This window comes from Hymenobacter segetis, from assembly GCF_054776495.1.
Genome location: NZ_BAAHBV010000001.1, coordinates 2,440,526 through 2,460,215 on the forward strand (window position 1 = coordinate 2,440,526; position 19,690 = coordinate 2,460,215).

General features: G+C 62.6%; 10 protein-coding genes. 7 read left to right on the top strand and 3 right to left on the bottom strand.

Annotated features, from left to right (window positions below):
- Positions 1-170: 170 nt before the first annotated feature.
- Complete coding sequence (locus ACYU70_RS10160; protein ID WP_460615983.1) at positions 171-875, bottom strand: DUF4142 domain-containing protein; 705 nt, start codon at positions 873-875, stop codon at positions 171-173.
- Positions 876-1,369: 494 nt separating this feature from the next.
- Between ACYU70_RS10160 and ACYU70_RS10165 the strand changes: the two genes are divergently transcribed.
- Entirely contained in the window at positions 1,370-2,041 is a 672-nt protein-coding gene (locus ACYU70_RS10165; protein ID WP_342295996.1) for a T9SS type A sorting domain-containing protein, read from the top strand.
- Between the two features lie 80 nt (positions 2,042-2,121).
- Here the strand turns inward: ACYU70_RS10165 and ACYU70_RS10170 are convergent, their stop codons facing one another.
- Complete coding sequence (locus ACYU70_RS10170; protein ID WP_342295995.1) at positions 2,122-3,045, bottom strand: aromatic alcohol reductase; 924 nt, start codon at positions 3,043-3,045, stop codon at positions 2,122-2,124.
- A 463-nt stretch (positions 3,046-3,508) separates the two neighbouring features.
- On the opposite strand from ACYU70_RS10170, the gene ACYU70_RS10175 reads away from it, so the two are divergent.
- Positions 3,509-8,881: a carbohydrate-binding protein gene (locus tag ACYU70_RS10175; protein WP_342295994.1), complete on the top strand. Its 5,373-nt coding sequence runs from the start codon at positions 3,509-3,511 to the stop codon at positions 8,879-8,881.
- A gap of 336 nt (positions 8,882-9,217) precedes the next feature.
- On the opposite strand, the gene ACYU70_RS10180 is transcribed toward ACYU70_RS10175, so the two are convergent.
- The gene (locus ACYU70_RS10180; protein ID WP_342295993.1) at positions 9,218-10,231 is read right to left on the bottom strand and encodes a LacI family DNA-binding transcriptional regulator; all 1,014 of its coding nucleotides are present in this window, start codon (positions 10,229-10,231) and stop codon (positions 9,218-9,220) included.
- A 308-nt stretch (positions 10,232-10,539) separates the two neighbouring features.
- Here ACYU70_RS10180 and ACYU70_RS10185 point away from each other — a divergent pair, with 308 nt between their 5' ends.
- The 5 genes from ACYU70_RS10185 to ACYU70_RS10205 all read left to right on the top strand — a co-directional run bounded on the left by ACYU70_RS10185 (position 10,540) and on the right by ACYU70_RS10205 (position 19,615).
- The gene (locus ACYU70_RS10185) at positions 10,540-13,743 is read left to right on the top strand and encodes a SusC/RagA family TonB-linked outer membrane protein (protein WP_342295992.1); all 3,204 of its coding nucleotides are present in this window, start codon (positions 10,540-10,542) and stop codon (positions 13,741-13,743) included.
- A 48-nt stretch (positions 13,744-13,791) separates the two neighbouring features.
- Positions 13,792-15,306: a RagB/SusD family nutrient uptake outer membrane protein gene (locus ACYU70_RS10190; protein WP_342295991.1), complete on the top strand. Its 1,515-nt coding sequence runs from the start codon at positions 13,792-13,794 to the stop codon at positions 15,304-15,306.
- A 125-nt stretch (positions 15,307-15,431) separates the two neighbouring features.
- Positions 15,432-17,303, top strand: a complete 1,872-nt coding sequence (locus tag ACYU70_RS10195) for a glycoside hydrolase family 2 protein (protein ID WP_342295989.1) — start codon at positions 15,432-15,434, stop codon at positions 17,301-17,303.
- Positions 17,303-18,745, top strand: a complete 1,443-nt coding sequence (locus tag ACYU70_RS10200; RefSeq protein ID WP_342295988.1) for a hypothetical protein — start codon at positions 17,303-17,305, stop codon at positions 18,743-18,745. The genes ACYU70_RS10195 and ACYU70_RS10200 overlap by 1 nt, the downstream gene beginning before the upstream one ends.
- Positions 18,746-18,748: 3 nt before the next feature.
- Complete coding sequence (locus tag ACYU70_RS10205) at positions 18,749-19,615, top strand: sialate O-acetylesterase (RefSeq protein ID WP_342295987.1); 867 nt, start codon at positions 18,749-18,751, stop codon at positions 19,613-19,615.
- Positions 19,616-19,690 lie beyond the last annotated feature (75 nt).

Here is a 19,690-nt window from a genome sequence, read left to right on the forward strand (position 1 = left end):
TTGCATTACAAAGTCAATAAGCAAAAAACTATTCCCCTTCGTAAGGAGAACCCTGCTACCGCAAAGTCCCAGCCTATACTGGATGAGGCCCTGGTGGTAACAGGGCCGGTTTTCGGGCCAATGCGGTTTCGCTGGTTTCGGCGTGGAAACAACTGTTTTCACCGGTTAGCTCAGTCCACCTTATTCTCAATTTTATCGGCCAGCGCCCTGCGGGAGTGCAGCAGGGGCAGGTTTCGGGTGGCAAAGCTTTTCACGGCCGGGTTCTCGGCATTTTTGCTCTTCACCTCGAACATGGCGATGTCCAGCTTGTGGGCTTTTTCCATCAGGTCCATGTAAGATTCGTCGAAGCTTTTGCCGGTTTTGCCCAGCATCCGGTCGGCCAGATGCTGGTGCACCGGCAGCATGGTGGTGGGGAGCGTAGCGTTGAGCTCGCGGGCCAGGGTTCTCAGCTCCTGGTCGTTCTGGGTGTGGAGGGCTACCATCGATTGTGCGAATTTCCGCACGTCGGGGCTGGCGGCCTTTTGCGCAGCCAGCTCGCCTACCTGAATCTCCAGGATGTTGCTGCTGCCCGCATCAATCAGAAACACGGGGTCGGTCATGGTGGAGAAGGTGCCCATAAAGACGGCCAAATCGCCGGCCGGAACGTCGGCCGCCGCCACGCTACCCATGCCGGTGCCGGTATCGCCGGTGCTGGACGTAGCCGCTCCATTAGCGGTGCCGGCGGGCGGGTTGTTGGCCACGTCAGTGCCGGATGGCATAGCGCCCACGCCACTATCGGCGGTGGCATCCGAGCTGGTTTTGGAAGAGCTACAGGCCCCACCAACCAGCAGGGCACCCATTACCAGAAAATGAGGAAGCGCTTTCATCGTTTTCATGGGATTGAAGTTTTAGATTATATTAATAAATATACTTATTAATATATAAATCATCCCGAAGCGACTCTCCGGATTTGCTTTTCTGAAAGCGAATCCGAAGACTCCGGCCTCCTGAAGCCCTGGTATTGAGCTGCCGGGCTTATGCATCCACCAGCAGACGGCCGTTGGTGAGGGAATACTCATGGCCGGGCACGACGGCGAGCTGCACCGCGAGCAGAAATCAGCAAATAGCGCCTGATTTGTTTTGCTAAATGGCGGTATTTTTTTGACTTGGCCCCGCTTAAAGTGCAAACGTTTGTACCTCATCAAAACCGACCAAATAACGTATGTATGCCAACTACTTTCGGGCTATACAGGAGCTAGACGGAATATATTCCAGCATAACCATCCTCATTAAGGGCGAAAAATTTACCCCAAGCCTGGTACAATAAAACACAATTCAGCCGTACTTTTGAGTCACAATTCCCAACCAACATTTTTAAACAATACGCTTTATGAAAAAATCTACGCTCAAGTTCAGCTTCCTGCTGGCTTTCATGTTCTCGGCCACCGCGTCGATGGCACAACTGGCATCATACGGTACCATCGGTGTTATCGGCACGGCTACTAGCCCAACTGGTGCTGGCACCGGCTGGGACAACTCTATTGCCATGACCCGGACGGTGGCTGGCGGCCACGACTGGACGATTACCATGCAGTTTTCGGCATTCGAGATGAAGTTCCGCGCCGACAATGCCTGGGCGAACAGCTGGGGTTCAACAGCCTTCCCGACCAGTGCCCCCGGCGCTGTTACGTACAATGGTGCCAACATCCCGGTATCCCCGGCTGGCCGCTACACTGTGCGCTTCAACGACCAGAGCGGTGCTTATTCATTCAGCCCTGCGCTGGCTACCAAATCGGCCAGCGCGGCTATCCTGCAACTGGCTGTTTCGCCGAACCCAGCTTCGGAGTCGGCCAGCGTATCGTACGAGCTGCCCGCTACGGCTACGGCCGCCATCACGGTGCAGAACCTGATGGGCCAGTCGGTGCGTCAGTTCACGGCCGTGCGCCAGAACGCTGGCCTGCAAAGCCAGAACCTGTCGCTGCAAGGCCTCGCCTCGGGTATCTACCTGGTGAAGCTGGAGACGGGTGCCCTGACCCAGACCACCCGCCTGGTGGTAGAATAGTGTTTGCCGCCCGGGCCTGAAAAGGTCCGGCGCTTTGGCCGCCCCCGCCCCTACCGGAAACGGATGGAGCGGGGGCGGTTTTAGTTACGGGCAGCCAGTACTTCGCGCACCGAGGTCCAGCTTATTTCAGGGTAGCGGGCGTTGTCGAGGGGGGTGAGCTTGGGCAGGCCCGTGAACATGTTGTGCAGGTACTGCATGCCCTGCCAGGGCGGAAACACCTCGTCGGGGGCGGGCATGATGGTTTTGGTCACGCTTATCATCGTGCCCAGCACCCAGAGGCCGCCCACGCGCAGCAGCTTGAAGGGCGTGCCGGTGACGGCGGTGGCGGCAGCTTGCAGGCCGCGGATGCTGGCTACCTCGCCGGCCACGCGCAGGTAGCGGGGGGTAGTGGGGTCGAGGGCAGCAGCGGCCGTGAACTCGGCGGTGTTGGCGGTGGTGGTGAAGTCGAGCGGCTGGTCGGCATCGCCGTAGTACAGCACCCGTTTCATCCCGAACAGGACTACCGGGGCCTGCCCGGTGAGCAGGTCGGTGAACATGCCGTTGAGGATGGACGTGGCCTGGATGGGGGCCTGGTCGAGCCGCTGGTTGAATTCGCGGCGCAGGTCGAGGTTGCGGTTGGAGCCGGCGGGGAGTTTGGTGTAGTCGATGCAGTAATCGGACGGAATGAAGCGGGGCACACCGGCGGCCACGGCCGCATCGAGCAGGCGCTTTTGGGTGTCCACAATCACCTCGCGCAGGCCCGAGAGGGCCGACACCACGCAGGCCGCGCCCGCGCAGGCTTTGGTGAGGGCCGTGACGCTGTTGAAATCGACGGTGGCTATTTCGGCCCCGAGGTCCTGCAATTCCGTCACTTCGGGCTTGCTGTTGCCGGGGCGCACCAGCGCCCGCACGGTCGCGCCGCGTTTCAGAAGCTCCCGGGCGATGCGGAAGCCGAGGTCGCCGGTGGCGCCGGCCAGCACGATGGGTGCCGAAGGGAGCGGCGGGGTGGATGGAGGAGTTGCCAAAACGAAGCCGGGGATTTGCTGGGTGGAACCTCCCAGCGGGAGGCGGGGCGTTGCCAGCACGCCGGGGGCAAGCTACGTCCAAACTGAGGTTTTCCGTCGTGTGGTGGGGGTTTCGGAGCTGCTGATGCCCGCCCGGGGGTATCCGCTCCGGCGGGGTTTCACCGCAAACGTTTTCGTAGATAAATCCGCTAACCTCCTAGCTTTTAGGCTCGGCAGGACAATACCTTTAGCCACTTGTTCGCCTTCGGTGGTCGGTTTCTGCCCGGCCGGGATGCGCTGGCCAGGCGCGGACGGCGCTGATTCGCCGGCTGCCGGCGGATGCGGGCTGCTCCGGTTTCAGCCCCTATTTTTTCTGGTTCCTATTCGCCGCCGCTGCTTTTCGGCTGGCCGGCTGGCTACGTCCTTTTCGGGAGGGCCGGCCCCTGCCCTACCCTCCGTCATTCCCAACCAAACTCCCACCCTGATGAAGAAACTGCTATCAATCCTGCTGCTGAGCTGGCTGACGCTGGGCACCGGCCACGGCCAGGCCATTTCGCCCTACCTCGCCGGCCAGAACGCCTGGCTGCCCACGGCCCTGGGCACCGCCGTCTACAACGGGCAGCTTGACTACCTGTGGCCGGTGGTGAAGAAGTCGAAGGTGCGGATGGTGCGCGTCGGCGGCAATGGGGTGAACTCCAACCTGGTGACCAACGCCCAGTACATCGCCCTCATCGACTCCATCCGGCGCATCGGGGCCGAGCCGATGGTGCAGGTGTCGGAGGGACGCGGGCGCTTCACGGCGGCCCAGGCGGCGCAGGTGGTGCAGTACGTGAACGTGACGATGGGCCGCAACATCCGGTACTGGATTATCGGCAACGAGCCTGATTTGAACAATACCGCGCAGCCCAACCCCGTGCCCGTGGCCGGCGTGGCGGCCTACATCAAGGCGTTTGCCTCGGCCATGAAAGCGGTGGACCCGACCATCCTCACCGTGGGGCCGGAAAACGCCTCCTACGGCGGCAGCTACATGCCCTCGCTGGTGGGCGGGGCCAACGACATCACCGGCACCGATGCCAACGGGCGCTACTACATCGATGTCATCTCTTTCCACAGCTACGCCTTCAACGGCACGCAGACCCGCGCGGCCGTCCTCACGGCCGCCCAGACGTTGACCAACAACGTGACCAATCTGCTGGGCCTGATGGCCAATGCCAACGCCCTGCACAACCGCACCGGGGCCAGTGCCCTGCGCTGGGCCCTCACCGAATTCAACATCGACTACGCCAACCCCACGGCCAACACCGTGGAGGGCGTGGGCGTGCATTCCTTTCTCAATGGCCAGTACTGGGCCGAGGTGTTTGGGGTGGGGATGAAGTATGAGGGGGTGTCGATGCAGCCGTGGTCCATTCACGAGGGCAGCGGGGCGCGCGGGACGGGCGATTTGGGCTACCTGGACGGCCCGACGGCCGCCACCGTGAAACCCCGCTCGGCCTACTGGCACGAAATGCTGGTGTCGGAAAACCTGCACGGCACCAACCTCAACGCCACCGACAACCAGACCACGGTGAAGGTGCTCAGCAGCACCGATAACGGGACCACCGCCGTGATGGTGCTGAACGAAAGCGACGTGACGGACTACGACTTTACGATGCAGCTGGACGGGAACACGGTGCCCGGCGCGGCGGCTTTGAAAATCAACGTCCCGGCCGGCATTAATGCGGCTTACAATGATAAAATCTACGCCCAGTCCACGTTGGTGCTGCTGTTTAATGCGCAGGGGGCGCTGACACGGAAGATTGTGTACTCGCTGCAACACGCGCAGCAGACGCTGCCGCCGACTTACCTCAGCCCCGGCCACAACGTCACGCTGGCGTCCTTTTCAGCGGACAAGACTTTTACCTGCGTGGCACCCGAGGCGGTGAATTTCACGGCCTCGGTGCTGGGCGAAGCCACTTCCCTGACCTGGGATTTCGGCGCGGGGGCCACGCCGGCCACCGGCACCGGCCGGGGGCCGATTGCGGTAACCTACGCCACGGCCGGCAACAAAACCATTTCGCTGACGCTGGTGAATGCGGACACCACCATTGTGAATACCAAGGTAAATTACCTGCCCGTGAGCAGCTGCATTCGCACGCCCTACCCCACCACTACGCCCGTGATTCCCGGCGTGGTAAAGGCCATTGAGTACGACAACGGCGGCGAGAACGTGGCCTACCACGACACGGAGGTGGCCAACCGCGGCACCGTGGCCGACCCCAACGCCCCCCGCCCCACCGAGGGCGTGGACACCAGCAACAGCGGCGAAGGCATCGGCGAAGTGGGCTACACGGCCGCCGGCGAGTGGCTGAAATACACGGTGAACGTGCTACGCACCGGCCTCTACCAGTTCCGGGTGCGGGTATCGACGGGGGCGACCTCCACGGGCTCGCTGCGGCTGTTGGTGAACGATGTGGACCGCACCGGCACGGTGGCCGTGCCCGCCACGGGCAGTTTCGGGACGTACCAGGACGTAGTTATCAACAACGTTTACCTGGAAGCCTCGGCCACTACCACGCTCCGGTTCGACATCGTGAGCGGGGGGTTCAACTTCTCGAAGCTGACCTTTGCAGAACAGCCCCTCACCGGCATTGTGGTGAACCGCGCCTACAACGGCAGCTCGACCGCCGATGGCTCCACCGATGCCGTGGAGCTGCTCGTGACGCAGGACCACCTGGATATTCGCGGACTGGTGGTGAAGGACTTCGAAACCAACCTGACCAGCGATACCGGCGGCAAGCTGCAGTTTAAGGACAATGCGCTGTGGAAGGACCTGCGCGTGGGCACCACCATCGTGCTCCGGCGGCTGGCTTCGGGCATCACCGGCTACGCCACGGATACCGACGCGTCGGATTTCACGGTGGATATGCTGATGGAGAACACCACTTATCTAGCCGACCTATCGGGCACCGGACAGAACTTCAACCTGACCAACACCGACATGGTGCTGCTGAAGACGGGCGCGGCCAGCGGCATCGATAACCCGGTCCACGCGCTGGTTTCCAACAACGGCAGCACCAACGCCCTCTACACCGGCCTCACCGGGCCGAAGCTGGTGTTCAATACTGCCCTCGGCACCGGCGCGTTCCTCTACCCCACCAACCCGGCCCAAAGCACTGCTGACTACAACGGCACCGCCGTGGCCAGCAGCACCAGCACCGCCCGCAACTGGGGCTTCGGCTTCGGCTCGGGCAACATCGCCTACATTCAATTACTGAGAAATCAAGCCTTTGCCCCGCCCACCATCGTGGTGAACCGCGTGTACAACTCCACCAACGACGCCAATGGCAACCAGGACGCCGTGGAGCTGCTCGTGATTCAGGACCACCTCGACCTGCGCAACCTCGTGGTGAAGGATTTCGAGAGCAGCAACACCACCGACAACGGCGGCAAATACCGTTTCAACAACACCACCTTCTGGAGCGACGTGCGCAGCGGCACCACCATCGTGCTGCGCCGCCTGTTCGGGCCCACCGGCTACGTGCAGGACACCGATGCCTCGGATTTCACCCTGGATTTGGTGATGGATAACGCCACTTATTTGACCAATCTGGCCCCGACCTTGTCCTACAACATCACGCAGTACGACATGGTGATGGTGAAAACCGGCACCGCCGCCGGGGTGGCGGGCTCCATCCACGCCTACGCCACCAAGGGCGGCGGCAACGCGGGCGTGCCCTCCGCCTTATACCTGTCGGTGGCGAGCGCCAAGCTGACTTCGCCCGATGGCACCGATGCCGGCGGCGGTACCTTCCACTACCCCCTCAACCCCACCCAAGATGCCACCGACTACAACGGGGCCAAGGGCGCGCTCAGCAAAAGCACCGCCTTCAACTGGGGCTACGGCTTCGGCCAGCCCAACATCGACTACATCCAGAGCCTGCGCAACGCCGTGACCGGCCCCGACCTGGTGGTGCCCGACGGCCTGCGCCTCACCGCCGGCGGCACCTACAACAGCATCACGGTGCAGGCCGGCGGCGCGCTCACGTTGGTGGGCGCTACCAGCGTGGCATCGGAGGTGGTGGTGCAAACGGGCGGCGTGCTCAGCACCAACTGCAAGGCGCTCACCGGTGCGGCCACCTTCGAATTGCAGGCCGGGGCCGAGCTGCAAATCTGCGAGCCGGCCGGCCTGGCGGCCACTGCCGCCACCGGGGCGGTGCAGGTCAGCGGCCTCCGCACCTTCGATGCGGATGCTTCTTACACCTACAACGGCACCGCCGCCCAGACCACCGGCGCGGGCCTGCCCGCCCAGGTGCGCAACCTGACGGTCAACAATGCCCTCGGCCTCACCCTGAGCCAGCCGGTGAGCATCGCCCAAGTGGCCCGCCTGCAAGCCGGCAACCTGAGCACCAACGGCCAATCGTTCACGCTGCTGTCCTCGGCTGCGGGCACGGCCCTGATTGACAATACCGGCGGCGTGGTCATGGGCAGCGGCACCATGCAGCGGGCCATCACCGGCGGCGTGACCGGCCCAGCCTACCGCCATTTCAGCTCGCCGGTGGCCGGGGCCACGTTTGCCAGCCTGAGCACGCCGGGCTTCGTCCCGACGTTCAATCCGGCCTACAACACCAGCGCCACGCCCGGCGCGGTAGCGCCCTTTCCCACGGTGTTTGGGTATGATGAGGGCCGGATTGCCACGGTTACTTCGAATTACAGCGCCTTCGACAAGGGCTGGTTTTCGCCCGCCGATGCTACCGACGTGATGCAGCCTACGCGCGGCTACACCGTGAACGCGCCCGCTACGGCCGCGCCCGTGGCCTTCACTGGTACCTTCAACAACGCCGCCCAACCCTCCGGCACCTTGAGCCGGGGCACCGATGCCGACGCCGGCTGGCACCTGCTGGGCAACCCCTACCCCAGCCCCCTCGACTGGAGCACCGTGACCGCCGCCCAGCGCCCCGGCCTCGACGCCGCCGCCTACGTGTACCAGAGCACCGGGCACTACGCCGGCACCTACCGCAGCTACGCCAACGGCATTGGGACCACGCCCCTCGTAGTTGCCGGCTCGGGCTACTTCGTGCGGGTGAGCACCCCCGGCACGCCCGCCGCCGTGAACCTGACCAACGCCAACCGCGTCACCACCTTCGCCCCCCAGCCTGTGTTCGGGCGCGGCCTGGCCGATACGCGGCCCCTGCTGCACCTGCAGCTCACCGGCCCCACCCTGACCGACGATGCCTTTCTCTACCTGCAAGCCGGGGCCACGGCCGGGGTCGATGCCGAATTTGATGCCGTGAAGCTGCCCAACCCCACCGGCCTCGACCTGGCCACCCTGGCCGCCGCCCGCCCGCTGGCCATCAACGGCCTGCCCCTGCCCGGGACCACGGAAGTGGTGGTGCCGCTGCACCTGCGCGTGCCGCAAGCCGGCACTTTCGCCTTCGAGGTGGCTGATTTGAATAACTTCGGCCCCGCCACGGTGTACCTGCGCGATGCCCTGATGGGCACGCAACAGCTGCTGGCGGCGGGCACCACGTACGCCTTCACGCTGGCCACGGCCACGGCGGGCACCGGCCGTTTTAGCCTGGTGCTGCGCCCGGCCACCGTCACGGCCACCCGGGCAGAGCTGGATGCCGCCTCGGTCAGCATCTACCCCAACCCGGCCCACGGCCGCTTCACGGTGCTGCTGCCGCCGCTGGCGGGCCAGCGTGAGGTTCGCGCCACCTTGTTCAATGCCCTGGGCCAGGCGGTACTCACGCGCATCATTGAGTTGAATGCGGCCGGGGCCACGGCCGATTTCGCTACCCCGGAACTGGCTGCGGGCGTGTATACCCTGCGCCTGCAAGCCGCCGGCCAGGTCCTCACCAGGCGCGTGGTGCTGGAGTAAATCCCCAAACCAAGGAATGTAGGGGCGGGGCCTACCGCCGCCCGCCGTTGAACGGAATCATTGCAACGATGCGAACGGGCGGGCGGGGGCAGGCCCCGCCCCTACAACGCTCAGCACGTACATCCCCCCGAAACCGTCGGTTTCCCGTGGTGAAATCAGTTTCCGCCATTGCCGAAAGTTAAATCACCGTCCGGTTTATGGTTTTCACCATGGGGTTGACGCTTTCCGCCATCCCGGAAAACGTTTTTACCATCGGTTAATCGATTTTCGCTCCCGGTTTAGCGTTGGGGCGTGGCCGGGCAAACGCGGGGTGGTCCCGGACTTCCATTCCGGGCTTCAGCCGGCGGTGGACTGCCGCGCGAACAGCGTCGACTCCAGCACCACGCTTTGGCTGGGGAGCACGGCTTTCTTCTTTTCCACGGCGCGGAGGAGGATTTTGGCGGCTTCGCGGCCGATGTCGTAGGCTGGCTGGGTGATGGTGGACAGCGGCGGGTCGAGCAGGGCGGCGGCTTCGAGGTTGGAGAAGCCGATAACCTTGATGTCCTCGGGGATGCGGCGACCCAGCTCGTTGCAGACGTGGTAGGTGCTGATGGCCAGCCGCTCGACGGACGCAAACACGCCGTCGATATCGGGCCGGCGCTGCAGCAGCTCGCGGATAAGGCCGACGTTCTGCTGGTTATCCATCACGCCGTGCAGAATGAGGTCGGGGTCGGCGGGGCGGCCGTGGGCCGTGAGGGCATCGAGGTAGCCCTGCAGGCGGAACTGGCCGATGGAGAGGTTATTCGAGATGAGCAGGTGGGCGATGTGCTTGCAACCCGCTTGGATGAGGTGTTCAGTGGCCTGGTAGCCGCTTTCGTAGTCGTTGGTGGTGACTTTGGCGGTGGCCACTTCGGCGCACACGCGGTCGAAAAACACGATGGGAATGTTGGCTTCGCGCAGGCTTTTGATGTGGGCAAAGTCCTCGGTGCCGCTGGCTACGGACATCAGCAGGCCATCGACCCGGCCGCCTTTGAGGTGCTGCACAATGGAGACTTCGCGGGCGTAATCATCGTGGGTGAGGTAGATGAGGACGTGGTAGCCGGCTTGGCGGGCGGCCTCCTCTATTCCATTGATGGCCAAGGCAAAGAAGTGGTTGGCCACCTTGGGAATCACCACGCCGATGGTCTTGCTGATGTTGCGGCGCAGGCTGCTGGCGTAGGCGTTGGGCTCGTAGTGGCGGGCGGCGGCGAGGGCGCGCACGCGCTGCTTGGTGGCTTCGGATACTTCGTGGCTGTCGCGCAACGCCCGCGACACCGTGGCGATGGACATGTTCAGCTCTTCGGCCAGCGACTTCAGGTTCACGGGCGTCATGGGGGGAGGGTGGCTTTGGGACAGAAAAAAGGGGAGACAGCCTTTTTCGGGGCTGATGAATGTCTGGCAAGTTACAAAGCCCAACCGCTAAGCACCCAAAATGGCCCGATTTGCTGCAAACGTTTACGTAAATAAAGGCCTGCTATTGCATTAGATAGCAGATTACAATCCGGTAATTCGCAGAGCAAAGCTCCGGTTTTAAGCTCCGCGTTTGAGCTTCGGACTTGCACCAGTCCCCGATGAGCCCGCCCTTGTGCGGTGCGCCGGCCGGCTTCGTCTCCCTCTGTCACCAAACTCCCACCCCCAATATGATGGTCACTTTACGACTTGATTTCCGGCGCTGCCTGCGGCCCCTGGTGCTGCTCCCAGCCCTGAGCCTGGGCCTCGGCCTGCACCTGGCCACGGCCGCCGACCTCCCCCCTGCCCCGCGCGCCGTGCGGGCCGACATCACGATTACGGGCCGTGTATTGGACGAAAAAGGCGCGGGCCTGCCCGGCGTCAACGTCATCGTGAAAGGCACCAGCAACGGCACCCAGACCGATGCTGACGGCAAATACACCATCAAAGCCCCCGATGACGCCACGCTGATTTTCACCTTCGTGGGCTATCTGCTCAAGGAGGAAGCGGTGAATGGCCGCAGCAGCATCAGCGCCGCGCTGGCCCCCGATGCCAAAAGCCTCGACGAGGTGGTGGTGGTGGGCTACGGCGTACAGGAAAAGAAGCTACTGGCTACGTCCATTTCCTCGATTTCGGCCAAGCAGGTCGAGCTGATTCCGGTGGCCTCGCCCTCCGAGGCGCTGGTGGGCCTGGTGGCCGGCGCGCAGATTACCGAGCCCTCCGGCGAGCCGGGTGCGGGCGCCGTTATCCGTATTCGCGGGCTGGGCTCGATTTCGGCCGGCAACTCGCCGCTCTACGTGGTGGACGGCTACCCGCTCAACAGCCCCGACAGCTACTACCAGATTCCGCCGGCTGATATTCAGAGCATTCAGATTCTGAAAGATGCGGCGGCCTGCGCCATCTACGGCTCGCGCGGCGGCAACGGCATCGTGATTGTAACCACCAAGCGCGGCGTGGCCGACGGCAAAACCCGCTTCAACTTCACGGCCAACGCCGGGGTGGTGGAAGTGGCCAAGAAAGTGGATTTGATGAACCGCGACCAGTACCTGGAGTACCTGCGCGAGTCGTACACCAACGGCGCCAAGACCCTGCCGGCCACGCTGGCACCCGGCGCGGCCGAACTGCCCAACACCGACTGGCAGAACGAGATTTTCGGCACCGGCTCGCAGCAGCAGTACCAGCTGTCGGCCTCGGGCGGCACAGCGGCATCGCATTTCTACATCTCGGGCGGCTATTTCAACCAGAAAGGTGTCATCAAGAACACCGGCTACGACCGGTTTTCCCTGCGCGCCAACTACGACGCGCAGCTAAGCCCTAAGCTGAAAATCGGCCTGAGTCTGGCCCCCAACTTCTCGCGCACCGACGTGAAGCCGATTTCGGGCAGCTACAACGGCGGCAACATTTCGGGCGGCGGCCCGGGCGGCGAAACGGCCATCGTGACGGCGGCCCTGATTCTGCCGCCCATCATTCCGGTGCATTTGGCCAATGGCGACTACGGCGCCATCCGCAACTCGGGCTCGGGCGTGACCACCCCTGGCGACCTGTTGAACCCAGTGGCCACCATCGACCTGTACCAGGACCGCACCACCGCGGTACGGGCGCTGGGCTCCACGTTCCTGGATTTTGAGGTCGTCAAGGGGCTGACCCTGCGCACCAACTTCGGGGCCGAAATGCTCAATAACCGCCGCTCCATTTACGTGCCGGCCACGCTGGGCACGGTGAGCAACGCGGGGGCCAACCTCTCGACGCCCATCCTGAACAACATCGACGCGCGGCAGCAAAACGGCACCAACCTCAACTGGGTGTGGGAAAACACGGCCACCTACAACCGCCACTTCGGCCCCGACCACAACCTGACCGTGCTGGCCGGCTACTCGGCCCAGCGCAACACCAACGAGAGCAGCACCGTGCTGGGCCAGACCGGCACCTACACCAACACGGCCATTGAGTATTCTACCGCCGCCGGCCAGCTCTTCGGCCAGGCCGGGTACAACGCCAACGCGCTGACGTCGCTGTTCGGCCGCGTCGATTACGCCTTCAAGGAGCGCTACATCCTGACGGCCGCGCTGCGCACCGACGGTTCCTCGCGCTTTGGCCCTGATAACCGCTACGCTACGTTCCCTTCGGCGGCCCTGGCCTGGCGCGCTGGCGAAGAGGCCTTCATTAAGGCCATTCCCGCGATTTCGGAACTGAAGCTGCGCGGCTCGTTCGGCGTGACGGGCAACAACAACATCGGCGACTACAACTACCAGAGCTACCAGACGGCCGCCAACTACGTGTTTGGCACCGGCAACGGCGTGCGCAACTACGGCTTCGCCCCCAACGGCCTGGCCCTGCGCAACCTGGGCTGGGAAACCAATACCCAGGTGGATGCCGGCTTCGACCTCGGCTTGTTCAAGGACCGCATTTACCTGACGGTGGCCGCCTACCAGCGCAACACCACCGATTTGCTCCTGAACACCAACATTCCGTCGGTGCTCGGCTACTCGTCGCGGGCGCTGGCCAACGTGGGCGAGGTACGCAACCGCGGCCTGGAATTCCAGCTCAATACGGTGAACCTGGAGAAGGGTGATTTCACCTGGAATAGCTCCGCCAACCTGTCCTTCAACCGCAACCAGGTGCTGGCGCTGTCCGGGGCCAACGAGCAGATTACCTTCGATGCCGTGTTTGGCTACACCAGCTCCATCCGGGTGGTGCCGGGCCAGCCGCTGGGCGTGTTCTACGGCTACCAGCAGGAGGGCATTTACCTGAACCAGGCCGACGTGGACAGCAGCCCCAAGTGGACGGGCAGCAACCTGGCTGTTAAGCCCGGCGACTTCAAGTTCAAGGACGTGAACGGCGACGGGCAGATTAACTCGCTCGACATTGGCGTCATCGGCAACCCATTCCCGGACTTTACCTACGGCCTGCAAAACACCTTCGGCTACAAAGCCCTCTCGCTGGCCGTCACGCTGCAAGGCTCGCAGGGCAACGACGTGCTCTACGCCGGCGACCGGTACACCTTCAACGCCCCCGGCGCCACCAACGGCCGCGTGGAGCTGACCAACCGCTGGCGCAGCCCCGACAACCCCGGCGACGGCAAAACGCCTTATGCCACCACGGCTTCCTCACTGCGCACGGTTTTCAACTCCTACTTCATTCAGGACGGCTCGTTCCTGCGCATTCGCAACGTGACCCTGCGCTACAACATCCCCACGGACTGGGCCAAGAAGGGCGGCCTGCAAAGCGCCGGCATCTACACTTCGGTGCAGAACCTTTACACCTTCACCAAGTACGTGGGCTACAACCCGGAGGCCAACATCAACGGCAACACCACCAACCCCACCTACGGCGTGGACCAAGGCTCGTACCCGATGAACCGCACCATCACGCTGGGCCTGCAGCTCGGTTTCTAAGGCCGGAGCCTGACGGACTGCCCCAATCACTACTGACTAATTCCCACCATGACTATAAATAAACTCTTTTCGGGAGCCGCCGTGGCCACGCTGCTGGGCCTGGGCACGCTGAGCACCACTTCGTGCCAGAAGGAATTCATCGACCTGAATGACCCCACGCGCATCCCCACCACCGAGAGCTACACCGATTCGCTGAGCATCCTCAACGGGGTGACGGCCGCCTACTCGTCCATGCAGGACCTGTACGGCCGCTCGGGCGGCAGCCGCGGCATGTTCATCTTCGGCGAAATCCCGTCCGATAACAGCTATACCGTGACTTCGGGCGAGCGCCTGAACGAGTTCAACGACTTCTCACTGTTCAGCGACAACCCGAATATCCAGAACCACTGGCTGTTCACGTACCGCGCCATTGCCCGCTGCAACATCATCCTGAGCCGGGCCGGCGGCGTGAAGCTCACCGATGCCACCCGCAACCGCTACTACGCCGAGGTGCGCTTCCTGCGGGCCCTCACCTACTTCAATGCCGTGCGCATCTGGGGTGCGGTGCCGCTCGTGACCCAGGAGATTCAGGCCATTCCCGATGCCTACCAGTACGGCCGAGCGCCCATCACCGAGGTATACGCCCAGATTGAAAAAGACCTGGACTTTGCCGAGAAGAATCTGCCCGTGACGTACACCGGCACCACCAACCTAGGCCGCGCCACCAAAGGCGCCGCCACCGCCCTGTTCGGCAAGGTGCTACTCACCCAGAACAAGTACCAGGCAGCCGCCGACAAGCTGCTGCCCCTGGTCACGGGCACGACCTACGCGCTGCAGGCCACCTACGCCAACATCTTCGCCACCAGCAACGAGATGAACAGCGAAATCATCTTCGCGGCGCGCTACACCAAGGGTACCCTGGGCCTAGGCAGCGCCTTCACCACCTGGTTTATGCCGGCCTACACCACGGCCCAGTCCACATCGCTGTTGGGCGCGGCCTACACCGGCCAGCAGTTCAACACCGTGGACCCCGACCTGATTGCGGCCTTCACGGCCAGCGGCCCCACCGATGTGCGCGCGGCCACGTCTTACGTGCTGCCCGCCGGCGCAGCCACCTCGCTGGGTTACTACACCAAGAAGTACATCGACACGCCCACCAGCGCCACCGATGCCGAAAACGACTGGATTGTGCTGCGCCACGCCGACGTGCTGCTCATGTATGCCGAAGCCGTGAACGAGGCTACCGGCCCCAGTGCCGCCGCCCTCACGGCCATTAACCAGGTTATCCGTCGCTCGCGCGGCCTGCCCGTGGGCACTGCCAATGCCACCGTGGACCTGCCCAGCACCACCACCGCCGACGTGCTGCGCACACGCCTGGAGCTGGAGCGCCGCCTGGAGCTGAATTTTGAAGGCCACCGCTGGTTCGACCTCGTGCGCACCGGCCGCGCCATCCCGGTGATGAATGCCTTCTTCGCCCGCAACAACTCCACGGTGCGCATCACGGCCAACAACTTGCTCTTCCCTATCCCGGTGCAGGAAATCAACACCAACCCCATTCTGACCCAGAATGACGGCTACAAATAGAGAATTGGTGAAATGGTGAGGTGATGAGTACGCGACAGCCCCGTTGGCCTCTGCAAGGGCCGGGGGTTGTCGCCTCTTCGCTTCACTCTTTTTTTGCCACTTCCCGTCTACTTTTTCCTTTGATAATGACCCACCCCACACCGTTGAAAATGCTGCTGGTCCTCGTGCTGGGCATTGCTGGCTTCTTCACTGGCTCGTCGGCCCAGGCCCAAACCAGCCTCATTCAGAATGCCCCGGCCCGCCGCGTGCTCAGCCTCAACGGCAGCTGGAACTACATCATCGACCCCTACGAAAACGGCTTCTACGATTACCGCCGCGAGGCTTTCGATAAATCGGCCAGCGGCAAAGGCGGCTACTACGACAACCAGAAACCCAGCACCGCCCAGGAGCCTGAGCTGATTGAGTACGATTTCGACCACTCGGTCGCCCTGCAGATTCCTGGCGACTGGAACTCGCAGGACCCTAAGCTGCTGTATTACGAAGGCACGATTTGGCTCAAAAAGAGCTTCAAAATCACGCCCACGGCCGGCAAACGCTATTTTCTCTACTTCGGGGCGATTAACTACGAGTCGCACATTTACCTGAACGGCAAGAAGTTGGGCATGCACCAAGGCGGCTTCACGCCCATTCAATACGAGGTGACCGGCAAGCTGAACTCTAGCGGCGAAAACTTCGTGGTGGTGAAGGCCGACAACACCCGCCACCTCGACGCCGTGCCCACCATCAACACCGACTGGTGGAACTACGGCGGCATCACCCGCGACGTGTTCATCGCCGAAGCGCCGGAGACGTTCATCGTCGACTACAAAGTGCAGCTGGCCAAGGATAATATGAGCCAGTTGGCCGGCTACGTGCAGCTTGATGGCGCGGGCAAAAGCGGCCAAGCAGTGACGCTGAACATTGCCGAAGCCGGCATCAAACAAACGCTGAAAACCGACGGTGAAGGCCGCGCCACCTTCAGCCTGCCGGCCAAAAAGCTGAAGCTCTGGTCGCCGCTGAGCCCCAAGCTGTATGCGGTTTCATTGACCAACGGCACCGAAACGGTGCAGGACAAAATCGGCTTCCGCACCATCCAGACGCGGGGCCAGGACATTCTGCTGAACGGCAAATCCACGTTCCTGCGCGGCATTTCCATTCACGATGAAAACCCGCTCATCCCCGGCCGCGCCCGCGGCGAGGGCGACCTGCGAATGCTGCTCACCTGGGCCAAGGAGCTGGGCTGCAACTACGTGCGCCTGGCCCACTACCCGCACAACGAAACCATGCTCAAGCTGGCCGACGAAATGGGCCTGCTGGTGTGGGCCGAAGTACCCGTGTACTGGACCATTGCCTGGCAAAACCCCGCCACCTACCAGAACGCCGAGACCCAACTCTCCGACCTGATTTCGATGGGTAAAAACCGGGCCAGCATCGTGGTGTGGTCCGTCGGCAATGAAACCCCGCTCGGCGCCCCGCGCCTCACCTTCATGACCAACCTCGTGAAAAAAGCCCGCGCTCTAGACGATACGCGCCTCATCGCCGCCGCATTGGAGCTGCACCGCACACCCGACAATGTGATTCACGTGGACGACCCGTTGGGTGAGTCGCTCGACCTAACCAGCTTCAACGAGTACGCCGGCTGGTACTGGGGCGGCAAGCCCGGCGAAATCACGAAGTACACCTTCGACATCAAATACAACAAGCCGGTGATGATTAGCGAGTTTGGCGGCGACGCCCTGGCCGGCTACCACGGCGACGCCGACACCCGCTGGAGTGAGGAATACCAGGAGGCGCTGTATGTGAACCAGCTGAAGATGCTGAGCACCATCAAAGGCCTGCGCGGCATGACGCCCTGGATTCTGGCCGACTTCCGCGCCACGCGGCGGCAGCACCCGGTGTATCAGAACGGCTTCAACCGCAAGGGGCTGATTTCGAGCACAGGCGTGAAGAAGAAGGCATTTTTCACGCTGCAGGAATATTACCGGCAGCAGGCGGCGAAATACGATACTGGAAAATAATGACTGCAAAATCATCCCAATGGCTGGCCGCTGCGCTCGTCCTGTGCACCCTCACGGCCCACGCTCAGTCCCGCGACAGCGCCGAATACACCCTGCGCGTCGCCGCCAAAAAGACCATCAACAATTCCACCGTCGATGGCAAAGCCGGCTTCTCGGAGTATAAGAATTACCCCACCCGCACCATTGCCACGCTGCAAGGCTTTGCGCCGGCCACCACCAAGCTAGACAAATACGGCGGGCGGCTCGATAAGAAAACCAAAGCCACCGGCTTCTTCCACGTCGAGAAGATAAACGGTCGCTGGTGGGCCGTGGACCCGGACGGCTATTACTTCTTGCACAACGCCCCAAATGATGTGCAGCCCGGTGGGTCCGAACGCACTCAGAAAGCACTAAAGGACAAGTACGGCGACCGCGCCGGCTGGATGACGGCCACCCGCAAGTTCTTCTTTGCGAATGGGTTCAATGGCGCGGGCGCGTGGTCGGCCACCAAGGAGATTCAAGCGGAAAACCTGAAAGCCGACCAGCCGCTGGCCTACACCATCAACCTGGATTGGATGAGCGGCTACGGCAGCAAGCGGGGCGGCACCTACGTGCAGCCCGGCCACAAAGGCTACCCCAACGACGTGATTTTCACCTTCGACCCGGGCTTCCCGGAGTATGTGGAGGAGCAGGCCAAAAAGCTGGCCGCGAATAAGAAGGACAAGAACCTCTTCGGCTATTTCTCCGATAACGAGATGCCGCTCCTGCGCAAAAACCTCGACGGCTACCTGAAGCTGTCCCCCACCGAACCCGGCTACGTGGCCGCCAAAAAGTGGGCCGACGAGCGCAACATCACCCTCGAAACCATCACCGACCAGAACCGGGCCGATTTCCTGGCCTACGCGGCCGACCGCTACTTCAGCATCGTGGCCAAGGCCATGAAGAAGTACGACCCCAACCATATGTACCTGGGCTGCCGATTCCACGGCGCCCAGCGCTACTACCCGGAGCTGATAAAGGTGGCCGGCAAGTATCTCGATGCCGTGAGCATCAACTACTATAACAACTGGACGCCCGAAAAAACCTGGGTGCGCGACTGGGAAATCTTCGCCGGTAAGCCGTTCATCGTGACCGAGTGGTACGTGAAGGGCGAGGACGCCCCCGGCCTGGCCAATACCGCCGGTGCCGGCTGGGTGGTAAAAACGCAGGCCGACCGTGGCCTCTTCTACCAGAATTTCACGCTGGGCCTGCTCGAATCGAAGAATTGCGTGGGCTGGCACTGGTTCAAATACCAGGACAACGACCCCACGCTGGTGGGCGCCGAGCCCTCGAACACCAACGCCAACAAGGGTATCGTGGACAACAACCTCGAACCCTACCAGCCCCTGCTGGACAAGATGAAAGAATTGAACCAACAGATGTATCACCTGGCCGATTTCTTCGACCAGCGCCAGCCGCAATAACCCATGAAACCCACCCGCTTGCTCCTGCTAAACATCCTGCTACTGGCTCTACTGCCAGCAGTTGGAGCGCGGGCACAAGCGTTGAAACCACGCCTCCGCCAAGTAGTAAGCCCGCCGGCTCGTAAGGAGAAATTCCAGCTCTACCTGCTGATTGGACAGTCGAACATGGCCGGGCGGGGCATGGTGGAAGCCGAGGACACGGTGCCCAACCGCCACGTGCTGCGCCTGAATCCAGGCGGGCAGTGGGAAGTGGCCAAAGACCCGATTCACTTCGACAAAAGCATTGCCGGCGTGGGGCCGGGGCTGACCTTCGGCCGGTTCATGGCCGCGGCAGACACCAGTGTCACCATTGGGCTGATTCCGTGCGCGGTGGGCGGCTCGGGCATTGATGCCTGGACGCCCGGTGCCTACTACGATGGCAACAAATCGCACCCCTACGATGATGCCCTGGCCCGCGCCAAAACCGCCCTGCAGGCGGGCACGCTTGTCGGCATCATCTGGCACCAAGGCGAATCGGACAGCAGCCCTGAAAAAAGCTCCCTGTATCAGCAGAAGCTGAAGATTCTCATCAAGCAGTTGCGAGCCGATTTGCAAGCGCCCAACCTGCCCTTCGTGGCCGGGCAGCTACCAGCTTTTCAGCTTACCAAAACCAGTCCCGACGGCCGGCCCCAAATCAACGATGCGGCCGTGCGCATCAACGAAGCCGTGGCCGGGCTGCAAAAGCAGGTACCGCATTACGCTTTTGTCACCGCCGAGGGCACGGCCGATATCGGCGACCACACCCATTTCAACGCCGTTTCGGCGCGGCTGATGGGGCAATGCTACGCGGCCGCCATGCAACTGCTGCAACGCCCGGCCCGGCGCAAGTAACCAGCTTAATATCCTCCTGCAAATCTATTCTTTCTCCATTTCCTGATTCCCCGGGCTCGCCCGGAATCTCTGTGC

Excerpts from the sequence above, each read along its gene's own strand:
- ACYU70_RS10200 (WP_342295988.1), top strand. The coding sequence starts at position 17,303 with ATGACTGCAAAATCATCCCAATGGCTGGCCGCTGCGCTCGTCCTGTGC.
- ACYU70_RS10190 (WP_342295991.1), top strand. The coding sequence starts at position 13,792 with ATGACTATAAATAAACTCTTTTCGGGAGCCGCCGTGGCCACGCTGCTG.
- ACYU70_RS10195 (WP_342295989.1), top strand. The coding sequence starts at position 15,432 with ATGACCCACCCCACACCGTTGAAAATGCTGCTGGTCCTCGTGCTGGGC.
- ACYU70_RS10165 (WP_342295996.1), top strand. The coding sequence starts at position 1,370 with ATGAAAAAATCTACGCTCAAGTTCAGCTTCCTGCTGGCTTTCATGTTC.
- ACYU70_RS10175 (WP_342295994.1), top strand. The coding sequence starts at position 3,509 with ATGAAGAAACTGCTATCAATCCTGCTGCTGAGCTGGCTGACGCTGGGC.
- ACYU70_RS10180 (WP_342295993.1), bottom strand. The coding sequence starts at position 10,231 with ATGACGCCCGTGAACCTGAAGTCGCTGGCCGAAGAGCTGAACATGTCC.
- ACYU70_RS10185 (WP_342295992.1), top strand. The coding sequence starts at position 10,540 with ATGATGGTCACTTTACGACTTGATTTCCGGCGCTGCCTGCGGCCCCTG.
- ACYU70_RS10205 (WP_342295987.1), top strand. The coding sequence starts at position 18,749 with ATGAAACCCACCCGCTTGCTCCTGCTAAACATCCTGCTACTGGCTCTA.
- ACYU70_RS10160 (WP_460615983.1), bottom strand. The coding sequence starts at position 875 with ATGAAAACGATGAAAGCGCTTCCTCATTTTCTGGTAATGGGTGCCCTG.